The 14,096-nt window shown below is 46.2% G+C and carries 10 protein-coding genes; 3 read left to right on the top strand and 7 right to left on the bottom strand.

Features of this window, described 5'->3' with window-relative positions:
• Positions 1-83 precede the first annotated feature (83 nt).
• Positions 84-650 (top strand): TetR/AcrR family transcriptional regulator, encoded by a 567-nt coding sequence (locus ACQ5BJ_RS06740; RefSeq protein ID WP_005546430.1) that lies wholly within the window; start codon positions 84-86, stop codon positions 648-650.
• A gap of 23 nt (positions 651-673) precedes the next feature.
• Here ACQ5BJ_RS06740 and ACQ5BJ_RS06735 read toward each other — a convergent pair whose 3' ends face one another.
• The 7 genes from ACQ5BJ_RS06735 to ACQ5BJ_RS06705 all read right to left on the bottom strand — a co-directional run bounded on the left by ACQ5BJ_RS06735 (position 674) and on the right by ACQ5BJ_RS06705 (position 9,883).
• Positions 674-1,102, bottom strand: coding sequence for a GNAT family N-acetyltransferase (locus ACQ5BJ_RS06735; protein ID WP_005546432.1), 429 nt, complete (start codon positions 1,100-1,102; stop codon positions 674-676).
• Positions 1,103-1,246: 144 nt separating this feature from the next.
• The gene (locus tag ACQ5BJ_RS06730) at positions 1,247-1,435 is read right to left on the bottom strand and encodes an aspartyl-phosphate phosphatase Spo0E family protein (protein ID WP_197266983.1); all 189 of its coding nucleotides are present in this window, start codon (positions 1,433-1,435) and stop codon (positions 1,247-1,249) included.
• Positions 1,436-1,859: 424 nt separating this feature from the next.
• Complete coding sequence (locus ACQ5BJ_RS06725; protein ID WP_430109200.1) at positions 1,860-3,908, bottom strand: methyl-accepting chemotaxis protein; 2,049 nt, start codon at positions 3,906-3,908, stop codon at positions 1,860-1,862.
• A 318-nt stretch (positions 3,909-4,226) separates the two neighbouring features.
• Positions 4,227-6,287, bottom strand: a complete 2,061-nt coding sequence (locus ACQ5BJ_RS06720) for a methyl-accepting chemotaxis protein (RefSeq protein ID WP_268619918.1) — start codon at positions 6,285-6,287, stop codon at positions 4,227-4,229.
• Positions 6,288-6,538: 251 nt separating this feature from the next.
• Positions 6,539-7,741 (bottom strand): hypothetical protein, encoded by a 1,203-nt coding sequence (locus ACQ5BJ_RS06715; protein ID WP_430109197.1) that lies wholly within the window; start codon positions 7,739-7,741, stop codon positions 6,539-6,541.
• 15 nt (positions 7,742-7,756) lie between these two features.
• Positions 7,757-8,476 carry a YiiX/YebB-like N1pC/P60 family cysteine hydrolase gene (locus ACQ5BJ_RS06710; RefSeq protein ID WP_289355916.1) on the bottom strand — a complete coding sequence of 240 codons (720 nt, stop codon included), beginning with the start codon at positions 8,474-8,476 and terminating at the stop codon, positions 7,757-7,759.
• A gap of 135 nt (positions 8,477-8,611) precedes the next feature.
• On the bottom strand, positions 8,612-9,883 hold the full coding sequence (locus tag ACQ5BJ_RS06705; protein WP_430109193.1) for an esterase/lipase family protein: 1,272 nt from the start codon (positions 9,881-9,883) through the stop codon (positions 8,612-8,614).
• A 232-nt stretch (positions 9,884-10,115) separates the two neighbouring features.
• Between ACQ5BJ_RS06705 and ACQ5BJ_RS06700 the strand changes: the two genes are divergently transcribed.
• Together ACQ5BJ_RS06700 and ACQ5BJ_RS06695 are read left to right on the top strand one after the other, a co-directional pair.
• Complete coding sequence (locus ACQ5BJ_RS06700; protein WP_430109190.1) at positions 10,116-12,596, top strand: GH39 family glycosyl hydrolase; 2,481 nt, start codon at positions 10,116-10,118, stop codon at positions 12,594-12,596.
• A 254-nt stretch (positions 12,597-12,850) separates the two neighbouring features.
• Positions 12,851-14,092 carry a PTS sugar transporter subunit IIC gene (locus ACQ5BJ_RS06695; RefSeq protein ID WP_163977087.1) on the top strand — a complete coding sequence of 414 codons (1,242 nt, stop codon included), beginning with the start codon at positions 12,851-12,853 and terminating at the stop codon, positions 14,090-14,092.
• Positions 14,093-14,096: the final 4 nt, after the last annotated feature.

Below are 14,096 nucleotides of genomic sequence, written 5' to 3'. Positions count from 1 at the left end.
TTCCCTTTACATGTCTCTATTGTTCAAGCTAACATAGAAACATATTATTCGACATGAGGGGAGAATCACGCTTGGAGCAGTCCATGAAGGATAAAATCATCAGGCACAGTATTGCGCTGTTCGAATCGAAAGGGTTCAGCGAAACCTCGATTCAAGATATTGTCGATACGCTCGGCGCGACAAAGGGCACCTTCTATTATTATTTTACGAGCAAAGAGCAGCTATTGACGCATATTCATCTGCAATATATTGACTATCTTCTAGCGGAACAGCGAACCATTTTTGATCAACCGGATAAATCCTGTCAGGAAAAGCTGGCTGGCATCATCAACATGATGATTCGGGAAATCGCGGAAAAGGGCGCCAGCGCACGGATATTTTTTCGTGAACTTATTCATATATCGGGCGATGATCTGGATGTAATCAAGGGGAAGCGGGATCAGTTCCGGTTCAATTTTCAGTCCGTTATCGAGCAGGGAATGGAGAACGGAGAATTTCGCAATGATATCCCGGCCGATATGATGACATTCGGCATCCTTGGTGCCTGCAATTGGTGCTATACCTGGTTCAATCCGGATGGCGCTATATCCGATGTCGAGGTTGCTTCGATCTATACGAAGATGTTTTTGAACGGCATGAATAAGCAATAGCGGCCATTTGGAGCAGCATGCACTTATTCTAATGGTATGCGTCTGTACATGCCAAGAGAGTGCGGAGCCGTATAGTCGAATCCATACTGCTTGTACAACTGATCTGCGGGTACGTCTGCCAGCAGACTGACATAGGCGCCTTTGGCGGCATGCTGATCCAAGTAGGATGTAATTTCATTCATGATAACCTTGCCTAAGCCCCGTCCTTGGTACGCAGGCTCGACAGCAATGTCGACGACTTGGTAGAAGCAGCCGCCGTCACCGATAATTCTTCCCATGCCGATCAATTCGCCTTCTTGTCGCAGCGATACCGCAAAGATGGAATTGTGCAATCCTGTACGAGCACCGTCAAGCGACTTGGGACTTAAACCGGCACGCATTCTTAATTGACAATACTCTTCAGGCTGTGGAGCTTCGTGAATCACGGCAACTTCATTGCTTTCTTTGTCCATCATAGAGACCTCCGATTCGAATTATCTCTGACAAGGAGCAGACCAAGCAATCCGTGGTCTGCTTTTTGTATGTGCAAGACATGCCTCGCGTAATCGTGAGTATCGTACACCCAACTATTTTATATAGGTTCTACTTAAAATCGTTCATTTCCTCTTTTCCCGCTGGAACTTTAGTAGATGATGATCCAGCTCTTGGCTTATGAGAATTACCTTCTCGTCGGTAAGACTTTTTCTCTCAATTGCTGCTTCAAGCAGTTGCTTCCGAATTTGCTCGATTTTGTCCTTCAAATGCTTTTTTTTCTGGTCATCAGAATTGGACTGGGCGATAGCCATTCACCCTCTCTACCTTGAAAAATGTTTTGGCTCCTTTTGGCTCCTATAATGGAAAATATACCACATCATATATTTTTGAACCTGAAAAATTGCTGAATGTGTTCCATTGACATGATTCATGGGATTGTCGTATTGAGGACATTTTATCCAAGAAATTCGAAGTTTGGGGAGCTAATATGTTGTTTATCGGAGTTCCGTTAGCGTTTATGAAGGTTTTTCTATAAAATGGGTAAAAAGTACAAATGCCAATTTGCATAGCGGGATAGCGAATTTGAGCAAAAATGAATCATTGGCGGAACCGAATTATGGATAAAAGAAATGTTAGGCTCATAGTGAGCGCACGCTTCTGTCACCATCTCGTGTCAGATATTGAACAATGATAGGAATAGACCGTTTCTGGTAGGGAAACGGTCTATTTTACTTTCTACTCGGTTTTGAATTTCGAGGAAGCCTCTCTTAGCTGCTTGGTTAATGCATCGATCTCTTCAATCATGGAGGCCAACTGTTGAACCATAGCTGATTGTACTTGAATCGTGGAGGTTACCTGCTCAACAGAAGCAGACACTTCTTCGCCAGAAGCGGACAAGTTCTGAGCCAGCTCCATCACGTCCTCTTTGCCTCGCTTCATGTTGTCCATTTCGTAGGCCATGCCCTTGATTTGCTCTGTAATGTCAACAACATTGTTCAAAATGGCTTCAAACGCCAGCTTCGTATCATCAACATATTGATTTTGCTTGGCAGACACATCTTGAAGGCTTCTTACTGATCCATTTGCCTCCTGCGCTAAGCTAAGGTTATCTGTGATGATTTCCTCGATCTCGCTAGACTGCTTCGCACATAGCTCAGCCAATTGTCTTACTTCGGAAGCGACAACGGCGAATCCTTTGCCATGCTCCCCAGCTCGTGCAGCTTCTATTGATGCGTTAAGGGCGAGCAAGTTCGTTTGCTTTGCAATCTTGCCAATGGTTTCCGTAATGGAGGCAATCCGCAAGGAGCTTTCCTCCAGCTTGGCCGTGATGGCTGCGATTGAAGCAACTTCCTGTTCACTGTCACTATGAGTATGGATCAACTGATTCACGACTTCATTTCCACTATGGAAGACTTCAATAATGGAATCCGTCCGCTCCTTCACAGCGGATGACAATTGATTGACAACTGCTATCTTATCCCCGAGATCGCCGAACTTATTTACGATTTGCTCGGTATCGAGCGCTTGGGACTCTATCGCTTTGGCGATTTCCATGGTCGTAATCGATGTTTCCTGAATGGATATCGTCGTTTGCTTGGAGGCGGTGTCCAATTCATTTGTGCTTGTGTTCAAGTGCTCGATGGAGTGATTCATTTGGGAAATCAAGCTCTTATTTTGTTCGACCATGACGGTGAAGCTATCCGCTAGCACCTTGAATTCGCTCTTGTAGTTGCCCGTTGCGGCAACGGTAAGATCGCCGGACGCCAATGTTTTGAACAAGCCGGTTAGTCTTGCGATTGGCTGCGTAATCGTGCGCGAGATGAAGATACCTACCGTTAAAGATATTAATAGGGCAACAAGCGTAATGATCGATATTTTAGCGAATAGATCATCAAGAGGTTTCTGAATGTTCTCATAGCTGTCTTGTACCACAACTGTCCAATCTGCTTTCGGAATTTTTGAATAGCGGATAAAGTATTCCGGATCCTCAATACCTCCTCGGGATATTTGCCCCTTAACCGGAGTCTGAACGACTGCATTAAACTTGTCGGATTCTACCATCTGGCCGATTGCCGAGTTGTTGTTTGAGTGGAAGACGGTTCGGCCTTCGCGATCCAAGATCAAGGTGCTTCCTTGCCCGCTGCCATCCACATGCTTCAGTTGATCTACAAAAAACGAGGTGTTGACGGTCATAATAAACACACCTTCAACATTCGCGCTGTCCCCCAGAATAGGTTGTGCGAACACAACTACCTGACTGCCGGTACTTTTGGATACAATCGACTCGCTGATGAACGATTGACCTTTCATTGCCGCTTGGAAATAAGCTCGATCCGTGCGGCTGCTTCCAATGTTGTCTCGGTTGGAACTCGCGATGATGATGCCGTTCTTATCGATGAGACTGCCCGAGCTCATTTTGAGACTTTCAGCCATCAACTTATTCGCCTTCGTGAAAAGCGGATTGCGTTCAGAGAAAAAATCGGCGTCCTTTAATGAATGCTCCGCCCGAAGCTGCAGCAAGGAGAGGTACGTCTGATTAATAGACGCCAAGTAAATGGACTGCTCCTCCAATTGCACGGACGACCATAAACCTTCACCGATGCGGTTGGCATTCAAAATCATGTTGTTCTTGCTTTCTTCCAAAAGCATGTCAGATCCGTACCAGTACAGTATGGAACTCGTTCCGATCAACATGCATACCGCCAAGGTGCTGATTAACAACGGAAGCTTTACTTGCAGTGACATATTCCCGATGCGACTGCCCCACTTCTTACGTGTTACCATCCTTATCTCACCCCTGATGTACAAGATATGTTCCTATGACTCCTATGTAAATCCGATTTTCCATCTATGTATATACCTCCTTCCCAACTATTTGGAAATATATGATTAGAAGTCTACAAATCTATTCAACGGAAATATTTAAGTGTTTTTATATAGGTAAATTACGGTAAGTGGGCACGTGGAACATTCGTATCATGAAGAAATGAAAAGAAAGGGGCTGTCTCATAAGTAGTTTTTTACGATCTGTGAGATGTTCTCTAAACTTAAAAAGGTCGAGTGAAGGGGGGGTATTCCCCTCTTGAACTCGACCTTTTCTTTCTATTCGGTTTTGAATTTCGAGGAAGCCTCTCTTAGCTGCTTGGTCAATGCGTCGATCTCTTCAATCATGGAGGCGAGCTGTTGAACCATAGCCGATTGTACTTGAATCGTGGCGGTTACCTGCTCAACAGAAGCAGACACTTCTTCACCAGAAGCGGACAAGTTCTGAGCCAGCTCCATCACGTCCTCTTTGCCTCGCTTCATGTTGTCCATTTCGTAGGCCATGCCCTTGATTTGCTCTGTAATGTCAACAACATTGTTCAAAATGGCTTCAAACGCCAGCTTCGTATCATCAACATATTGATTTTGCTTGGCAGACACATCTTGAAGGCTTCTTACTGATCCATTTGCCTCCTGCGCCAAGCTAAGGTTATCTGTGATGATTTCCTCGATCTCGCTAGACTGCTTCGCACATAGCTCAGCCAATTGTCTTACTTCGGAAGCGACAACGGCGAATCCTTTGCCATGCTCCCCAGCTCGTGCAGCTTCTATTGATGCGTTAAGGGCGAGCAAGTTCGTTTGCTTTGCAATCTTGCCAATGGTTTCCGTAATGGAGGCAATCCGCAAGGAGCTTTCCTCCAGCTTGGCCGTGATGGCTGCGATTGAAGCAACTTCCTGTTCACTGTCACTATGAGTATGGATCAACTGATTCACGACTTCATTTCCACTATGGAAGACTTCAATAATGGAATCCGTCCGATCCTTCACAGCGGATGACAATTGATTGACAACTGCTATCTTATTCCCGAGATCGCCGAACTTATTCACGATATGCTCGGTATCGAGCGCTTGGGATTCCATTGCTTTGGCGATTTCCATAGTCGTAATCGATGTTTCTTGAATGGATATCGTCGTTTGCTTAGAGGCGGCATCCAATTCGTTAGTACTTGTGTTCAAGTGCTCGATTGAACGATTCATTTGGGAAATCAAGCTCTTATTTTGTTCAACCATGACGTTGAAGCTGTCCGCCAAGTCTTTGAACTCACTTTTGTAGTTCCCTGTTGCAGCGACAGTGAGATCTCCAGACGCCAATCGTTTGAATAAGGCGGTTAATCTGCCGACTGGACGTGTAATGGAGCGGGAAATGAGCAGTCCCATTGTTAAGGACAAGAGCAGAGCACCGAGCGTGATGAGCGAGATCTTGGAAAATAGCCGATCAAGTGGGCGCTTGATGTTGACATAACTTTCTTTAGCGATAACGGTCCAATCTGCTCCTGGAATTTTAGAATAGCGAATATAATGCTCTGCATCGTCCAGCTCGCCGCGAATAATGTCTGCGTTTCCTGTAGCCTGGAGAATCGGATTCAGCTTGTCGGATTGAAAGCTCTGACCAACCGATGCTTTATCCTGTGAGTTGAACACCGTATGTCCGACCCGATCGAGGATGATCACGGTGCCGTGCTCGTTGCCGGCAGTATGCTTTAGCTGTTCTACAAAGAAAGAGGTATTTACCGTTGTAATAAATACTCCGGCAACCTTGGCATCGTCCGCAAATACAGGCTCTGCAAATACGACTACTTGATTACCGGTGCTTTTGGATAATAGCGAATCACTGATGAAGGGTTGTCCTTTCATTGCCGTTTTGAAATACTGACGATCTGAACGGCTTTGTCCAACTGCTTCCGGATTCGAGCTTGCGATGACGGTGCCATTCCTATCAATAAGCTGGTAAGCTTCATTGCCAAGGCTGGCTTTGACACTCTGTGCCAGCAGCTTATTGGCTTTATCGAACAGTGGGTTGGCATCGGAGAAAAAGCGTTCATCCGACATCGACTGCTCGGCCCGAAGTAGCAGCAATGAGCGATAGGTATTATGTATCGAGGCCAAATAAACGGATTGACGTTCTAGCTTTACAGAAGACCATAAGCCTTCGCTAATACGGTCGGCATTCATAGACATGCTGTTTTTGCTTTCCGTTAACAGCATGTCAGAACCGAACCAGTATAGCATCGAGCTTGTTCCAATCAGCATACATGCTGCTAACATGCTGATATACAGTGGAAGCTTCACCTGCAGTGACATGTTTCCAATGCGCGATGTCCACCTTTTATGAGTTGCCATGGCAGTCCACTCCTGATGTTATAGAATAAGAGATTCATTATTAAGTATAAAAATTTTTCGACCATGCGCCTCCCTCCCAGTGAACTGGAAAAAATATAATGATAAAGTCCGCAAATCTATTAAACATAAAATTGAAAGTGATTTTCTATAGGTAAATTACGGTAACAGTAGAGTGGAGCCTCCCAAATGAAATGGCTGCCTAGTCTTGTGGAAAAGAATAGGCAGCCGGAATGGAAGGGGATGAAACTGCTTTATAGATCAGTCAGCATTTGAAAGTCATATAAATAGACCCCAGAGGAGAGTTTTGGAGGGAGGTTGGAAATAGGCAGCTCCTTTAACAGAGCCCCATCTGATAATTGATACTTTTCGATTTCATGAACCTTGCTAACTGAATCATAACGAAATAGGTAATAGTTTGCTCCTTGGACATATCCCATTTCATCATTCAGATTAGATGTTCGCTGGTACTTGGAAAGGGAATGTGCCTCAGAGGCAGACTTCGTGCGCAGTGAAAATGGAAAAACTGTACCATATCCGTCAATATAATAGAGAGTTTGATCAATAATGCCAATACTGTTGGCGCTGTGGGAGAAGTAAGCATTGTCCGGTTCTTCGCCATACCGATGCAGCGTATAAGTGTGGGCAGTATGCTTGGTTTTGTCGATTTCAAGCAACTGAAGATGAATCATATTTTGATCATCTTTGGTCGTAAATACGACATACAGCTTATTCTGCAAGGAAATGATTTTTGACTGTACGATAAGTGAACCGGTATAGATGTCCAGCAGCGAAAATTTGATTGCAGACAGCTTGCCGCCTTCCGGCTTCATAACGACCAGGTTTATGCCTTGAAGGGTGGCGTGATCGGAGGTTAGGGCATAAATATTGTGCTCATCGCTGCCCTGCGCCTCTATGAATTCTTGGATATCTTCACAATGATGCTGCTGTGCATCTCCCCAGCGGATGGTGGACAAGTAATTGTCATTTGCATCGATCCCTTTATTGAACAGCGCATAATACAGCTTGCTTGCAGACAAATATCCTGACATCTGCCTGTAACCTGCATTGACCTTGCATGGTGAGGGGGTCGAGTCTATCGCACCCTTGTCATGCTGAATTTGAATCTGCTCTCTTCTTTGGATTACGATGTCATTTGTGTTCTGGAGATGGACGGGAGCATTCCACTCCAGTCCATCTCCTTTCACAGGTTGTACCGTACCATGCTTATCGATATACAACAAATTAGAGGTTCCACTGCCAATGTATTCTTTGGACAAGGATGTAGAGTAGTAAACGAATGCGACGGGAGGGGAACTCTGTTGTATAGTCGTGATGCTGCCTTGTTGTGGAGATGATTGCGTACAAGAGACGAGAAGAAAAATAATGATAAGGAGAGAGACGGCATAGACTGACATGCGAATCATAGCACGAATAGGGGTGTGAATGGTTCTCATCTTTGTCGCCTAGGATTAATAGCTTTTTAACGTGATGAACATGGATGAGTCGCGAATATCGATAGGATAGACGCCGAGACCGCCATCTTGATCGATGTCAATGTTGGCTTTTTCCTTGAAGGAACACCATACGAGCTTGGAGCAGTTTTTGTCGCCGGAGCATGAGGTGAGACGATTCGTAGCAAAATTGTAGGAGTATTTTTCGCCGATGCGGGTGTTTGCCCAATCCGCAGCTGCTGATCGTGCTGCTGAGCTGGCGTATTCTTTCTTGAGGGTCAAAATCTTAGAACCGGAGTCAACACGTTTATCAATAAGTTTCACTTTGCGCACTCCAGTGCTTGGAACGGATTCGACAATAAAGTCGGTTGTGTAGTAGATGCCGACATGGCCATGAGGAATGCCAATCGTCGAAGCGGTTTCAAAGAAGACGTCGCCTTTGCTGGAGGAAGCGAGCTGATAGGCACCGTTTCCTTTATCTCCGGAGGAGGCGATGCTCATTTGCGGCTCTACCATTTTGGTGCGGAGCTCTGTGTACATCTGATTAAGGATGGCCTCGCGCGGCTGCTTCGTAACACGGGAAGCGCTGTCAATTTCGGTCAAGAGCTGTTCCTTTGTCACATCTGGGTATACATCCAATACACGATCCAGCAATGCTCCTTCATCCTGGCCCAGTGCGCTAATCGAGGTAGGGACCGCAAGCGTCAGCAGAAGCAGGACAAACAACATTTTTTTCATTCAAATCCTCCCATCTGAAAGTGGAATACTTACCCTTCTATCTTACAACTTAAATGGGATTATTTCTATGATTTTACTGTAAATTAATATAATAGTATCGTACTTGAAATTCGTGTATTGGATTTCATTTCCTTTCTATGGCGTTTGGGTTAGCCACTGCTCGATCACATTCATAGCCTGTGGGGACCAAACCAGCTTCAAATGGTTAAGCTTCAAGGTAACATTTCCTGCTACCCGCCCAATTCCATCCGTTGCGGATGCGCTGTTCACGAATACGATGCCGTCGCTTGGTCCTGTATGTTCATTGTGCACGTTCGGAATGTCATTCACATTCCCAGAAAGAAGATAGGTTGCAATGGTGTTCGGAATTCCTGCACTTATGATCTTGTTAACTAGCGAGCCCTGCTGAATAGCGATATCAATGCCATCCCCCACCGTGAAGAATCCCTGTCCGCCGTAGTAGGTTGTATACCAATCTTGTTCAGAAACTGGCAGAGCATACGTATTGGCCCATTTTGCCAACATTTGTTTTTGACCGGGGAAGGTGTTGCCTTGAGCTGTGGTGTAAATTGATAATTCGGGATGATTTCGCCATAAGCCGTAGCACATCATTTGCGTATGTGGAGAAGGAGCATTCGCATTGCCTCCGCACTCTGGGATGATCCCAAAGTTAAAGAACCAGCCATGTCTGAAAATGAAGTCAGTTCCTTTGTTGGGGCTGCCTACTAGAATGAGCTTGCGAATGTCGCTGGCGTAGGCCGTTCCGCCGTCCTTGGTTATGGAAGACGCATACATCCGCGCTGCAAATCCCCCCTTGCTCCAGGCGACGACATCAACCTTGCTTGCGCCAGTTACGTTTTGAATGATGCGAATTGCATTATGAATCTGCTCGGCAGCGTAATAATTGTCGCCATGTTTATGACCGAATCCGATTGCGAACACTTTATAGCCCTTGCCGACTAGCTGCTGCATAAAACCTGTATTCGGGCATGATGAGGCTCCGCATGTGTTCGGGCCGAATTCGTTCGGATTCGCCCACGCTCGATCCGCATTGTCATTAGCGCCGTGGACAAGCAGAATAGGAGTAGGAATCGTATTTGTGTCATATTGCGGCCCGTAATAAAGCAAGAATCGGCTGGAATGGGGCTCCCCTTCGCCAAAGAAAGTCAATCGCTGCCCATTTTGCTTGCCACGGCCATCCGGAGGATATTGTTCTGCTGCGAACATCGGATTATTGTCTTTCCATCGCTCCACCTTCGCCCAGCCATTGGCGACATTTGTGAATGATTGCTCCATGGCCAGCGTCGATTCGCCAGCCTGGGCTTGCGAGAAGGGGATAAGCAGCGTGCACATGAGAAGCACGACGAGGATCACCTTGAGCTTCTTGCCATGCATAGAACGGGACATATATCATCCTTCCTTTCCTGGACTGCTTCGAGGCAGTCATGCATTCGTTATCGGGAGTTGGCTGTTGGAACTCCTTTATTTTTTAGTATAAAGAAAGCGGTTACAATTTGGTTGCTGAATAGCCAAGGAGAGGGCTCCTTGAATTTCCTAAGCATACGATCACATAATAAAGGATGGAAAGGGGGAGCTTGATATCCGTTACTTATACGAGTTTATACAGCACCAAGACGATTTGCCCATCAAGTTATTCGTAAACAGTGTGAAGCATATCCATTTCCATTGGCATAAAGAGATTGAAATCATTTATGTTCTTCAAGGCTCAGTGGTCATGTATATGGATCAACGCCAATATAGGCTTCATCAGGATGACATTATCGTCGTCAATAGCATGTCCGTGCATAAGATTGAACGCACGAGCGAGGATAATGTGCTGCTAACGCTGCAATTCGGTCCGGAGTGGCTCGATGCGAATGCATTTATCCACTGCAATTCCAGCACGCAGACAGAGGAAAATCGCAGCAGCTATGATGCTATCCGCCACAATCTGGCTAAGATGGTCTATGAGATCAACAAGAAGGCCAGCGGCTTCCGCAGCTATACCCTTGGGTCTTTGCAGATGCTGTGCGGCTATTTGCTTCGCTATTTCTTTTCAGGCTCCAACGAGGCTGCCGAGGAAGATACGAAGTCATATGATTATAAGCGGCTCAATCGGGTACTTCAATATGTCGACCAGCATTATAAAGAGAAGCTTACGCTCCAAACAATGGCGGATCAGGAGCATCTAAGCCTGCATTATTTTTCGCATTTTTTCAGTGACAAGATCGGCATTCCCTTTCAAAAATATTTGACGCTTGTCCGTCTTGAGAAAGCACAGGCCGAGCTGGCTACTACGACCAAAAGCATCACGGAGATTGCACTTGACTGCGGTTTTGCCAATGTGAAGCTCTTTAACAAATATTTTAAGGAAAAATACAATCGTACACCAAGTGCGTATCGTGAAACGTTTGCTTCGATTGACCAACCGGATCCGGATCGGAAACCGCTGACCTATGAGGAGTCTTCCAGCGGAGATTATTATGAAACTGATACGATTCAGGCGATGGCTTCACTGTATCGTTACCTTTATATCCATACGGATGAGGGAACCGAATTCATGCCCACTTTCCCGGTGGCGGGTGCTTTATCAGCCGTTGCTTCAACGACGGTGAACGTAATGGTTCAAGCGAATGAGCAGGGTAAGCCTTTGGATAAGCACTGGAACGTCGTCACAACGGCAGGGCGGGCGGTCGAGGGATTAAGAGAAGACTGGCAATGTCACTTCAGCGGCATGCAGCGCCGATTTCCATTTCAATATATTCGCTTCCATGGCATCTTTAATGATGAAATGATGGTGTACAGCGAGGCGGCTGATGGAACACCGATCTACAATTGGTCCTACGTGGACAAGCTGTACGACTATTTGCTGCAGGTAGGCATCAGGCCGTTTGTCGAGCTTGGGTTCATGCCGAGCCTCTTAAGAAGGTCGAATGAAACGGTCTTCTGGTGGAAAGGAAGCATTTCCCCGCCCAAAGAGCAGACCAAGTGGGATGCTCTTGTCCAGGCCTTTGTCCGTCACTGTTTGAACCGCTATGGCTGGGCTGAGGTGAGCCGCTGGTACTTTGAAGTTTGGAACGAGCCGGATCTGTCCGGCGTCTGCTGGGCAGGGACGAAGGAGGAATACTTTGCGTTCTATGCATCAACAGTGCAGGCGATTAAATCCGTCTCTCCGGAACTCAAGGTCGGCGGCCCTGCCCTTGGCTACGGATCTTTATGGAATGACACATGGGCGGAGGAGTTTTTGACATATTGCAGTGATCATCAGGTGCCGCTCGATTTCTTCTCTTTCCATGTATATTCGGAGTACCCCTTCCTGAAAGAAGAGGCCGATTCCCTGACAACGATTATGCCTCCATCCTTTTTTAGGGAGAGTATTGAACGGATGAAGGCCAAGCTCTCGGCAACGCCTTATCGCGATGTGGAGCTGTTCATGACCGAGTGGAATTTCTCGCTGTATGACCGCAATTTGATCCATGATACGATGTTTATGGCTCCGTTTGTCATCTATCATGCGCTCACGACACTTGGATCTATGAAGGGACTTGCCTTTTGGTGCTTTACCGATATTTTTGAAGAAAGCATCGTTCCGCCATCCCATTTCTATGGAGGATTCGGGCTCATCAATCGGGACGGACTGAAGAAGCCAAGCTACTATGCTTTCCAACTGCTGCACAAGCTAGGGGATCAGGTCATTGCCTGCGGGGATGGCTACTTCGCGACAAGATGCTGTGATGGCAGCTTGCAGCTTCTCCTGTATCATTACGTACATGTCGATCAACTCTTTGCAAGCGGAGATTGGACGGAACTGTCCGATATGAATCGATATGCCGTATTTGAGGAGAAGGGGAATAAGGGATTTCATATCCATCTAAAAGGGCTTGCCGGCAGTTATAAAATGACAAGCTATCTGCTGACTCGTGAGCTTGGCTCTGTGTTCGATGAATGGATTCGCATGGGAGCCCCAGAATTTCTAACCGAGGAGGAGCTTCGTTATTTGGAGGCCAGAAGCGGACCTACGATAAAGACTCAGATGATTCATGATGTGCTGACCTGGCAGCAAGAAGTGACCCTTCCGCCTCACGGCGTGCAGCTGTTTACATTTGAAAGGCAATATTAATCGCTTTCTTGTCAGCAGGTGACTTTCCTGTCTTGTAGACGGGCTTTTTGAAAAGTATCATGCACCCCTCGTTGGAGGGGTGTTTTTTGTTGTGTAAACGGATTCCATCCTACATATACTAAACCGGCTTATGGAAGTAGAACAAGAAACAGCCCTAATTGCGGCAAAGAAGAACGAGAAAGCGCTATCAAACAATTCTATACTTAAGACATGACATAATCAATAAATCAATATGCTGCGAAGGGGGAATACACATGGACCGTCTCATGAAATGGATGAACGAAAAATTTGCGCCACGTTTGGAGGCGTTTACAAACAATGTATGGGTATCTTCCATCCAGGAAGCCATTATGGTTACCCTACCTATGATTTTTATTGGATCGTTTGTTACCTTGATCTCGATACTGAAAGACTTCATTCCAGGGATGCCGGACATAACGCCTATAACTACATTCAGCTTCGGCCTGCTGGGGATCTTTATCGCTTTCCTTACGCCCTACACGGTTATGCAGAAGAAAGGGCGCGACAAAATCAAGCTTATTGCCGGTGCGACAGGCATTTCCTTGTTCCTGATGCTGCTTAAGCCCGTCATGAACGAAGACGGATCAATTCAGTTTATGTTGGAACGTTTCGGGCCTTCTGGAATGATTACCGCGCTGCTTGTCGGAGTTGCGGTGGCCGTAGTACTTAATGTATTCAACAATTTCTCATTTTTCAAAGAGGATTCGTCTTTGCCGGAGTTCATCATGGAATGGTTTGATTTCCTTGTTCCGATTGCGATTATTCTTACGCTGGGTTGGGTGCTCGTCTATCAGCTAAACTTCGATATCTTTAATTTGATTGTAAGCGCATTCGAGCCAGTTAACGCGTTAGGCCAAACGCTATGGGGCTTCCTGCTCTTTAACATGATTGGCGTCGCGCTGTACTCCTTCGGGGTCAGTCCGTGGGTGATCATTCCAATCTTCTACGCAATCTGGATTCCAGCCATTGAGCAGAACGCAGCCCTGGTGGCGCAAGGACTTGAACCGGTCAACATTAATACGTTTGAGACGTTCTTCTCCGGTTGGATAGGAGTCGGCGGACTTGGTGCGACCCTGCCGCTTATCATCTTGTTCCTATTTGCGAAGTCGCAGAAACTGAAATCGATTGGCAGGGCGACGCTCGTTCCATCTTTATTTAACATCAACGAGCCTGTAATCTACGGAGCACCGATCGCCTTCAACCCGATTCTGATGATTCCAATGTGGATCAACGGTATCATTACACCAATTATCGTATACTTTGCGCTCGACCTGGGATTCGCTCAGATTCCAAGCAAGGTGTTCCAACTGTGGTATACGCCGATTGGAATTTCCACATACCTCATGTCCGGTTTCAATGGGGTTATCCTGCTGGCAGTCGTGCTGGCCATCATCTTTGCTGTATGGTATCCGTTCTACAAGATTTATGATGCGCAAGAGCTGAAGAAGGAGCAGGAAGAAGCGAAACAGCAATAAAACG

Source organism: Paenibacillus sp. B1-35 (assembly GCF_050474385.1).
Lineage (GTDB): Bacteria > Bacillota > Bacilli > Paenibacillales > Paenibacillaceae > Paenibacillus_B > Paenibacillus_B alvei.
The sequence above is the reverse complement of the archived record's forward strand: the minus strand, read 5'-3'. Positions and strand labels throughout refer to the sequence as shown.

Bases quoted from the DNA above. Each gene is read 5' to 3' on its own strand.
- ACQ5BJ_RS06695 (WP_163977087.1), top strand. From the start codon at position 12,851: ATGGACCGTCTCATGAAATGGATGAACGAAAAATTTGCGCCACGTTTG.
- ACQ5BJ_RS06735 (WP_005546432.1), bottom strand. From the start codon at position 1,102: ATGGACAAAGAAAGCAATGAAGTTGCCGTGATTCACGAAGCTCCACAG.
- ACQ5BJ_RS06710 (WP_289355916.1), bottom strand. From the start codon at position 8,476: ATGAAAAAAATGTTGTTTGTCCTGCTTCTGCTGACGCTTGCGGTCCCT.
- ACQ5BJ_RS06725 (WP_430109200.1), bottom strand. From the start codon at position 3,908: ATGGTAACACGTAAGAAGTGGGGCAGTCGCATCGGGAATATGTCACTG.
- ACQ5BJ_RS06715 (WP_430109197.1), bottom strand. From the start codon at position 7,741: ATGAGAACCATTCACACCCCTATTCGTGCTATGATTCGCATGTCAGTC.
- ACQ5BJ_RS06705 (WP_430109193.1), bottom strand. From the start codon at position 9,883: ATGTCCCGTTCTATGCATGGCAAGAAGCTCAAGGTGATCCTCGTCGTG.
- ACQ5BJ_RS06740 (WP_005546430.1), top strand. From the start codon at position 84: ATGAAGGATAAAATCATCAGGCACAGTATTGCGCTGTTCGAATCGAAA.
- ACQ5BJ_RS06730 (WP_197266983.1), bottom strand. From the start codon at position 1,435: ATGGCTATCGCCCAGTCCAATTCTGATGACCAGAAAAAAAAGCATTTG.
- ACQ5BJ_RS06720 (WP_268619918.1), bottom strand. From the start codon at position 6,287: ATGGCAACTCATAAAAGGTGGACATCGCGCATTGGAAACATGTCACTG.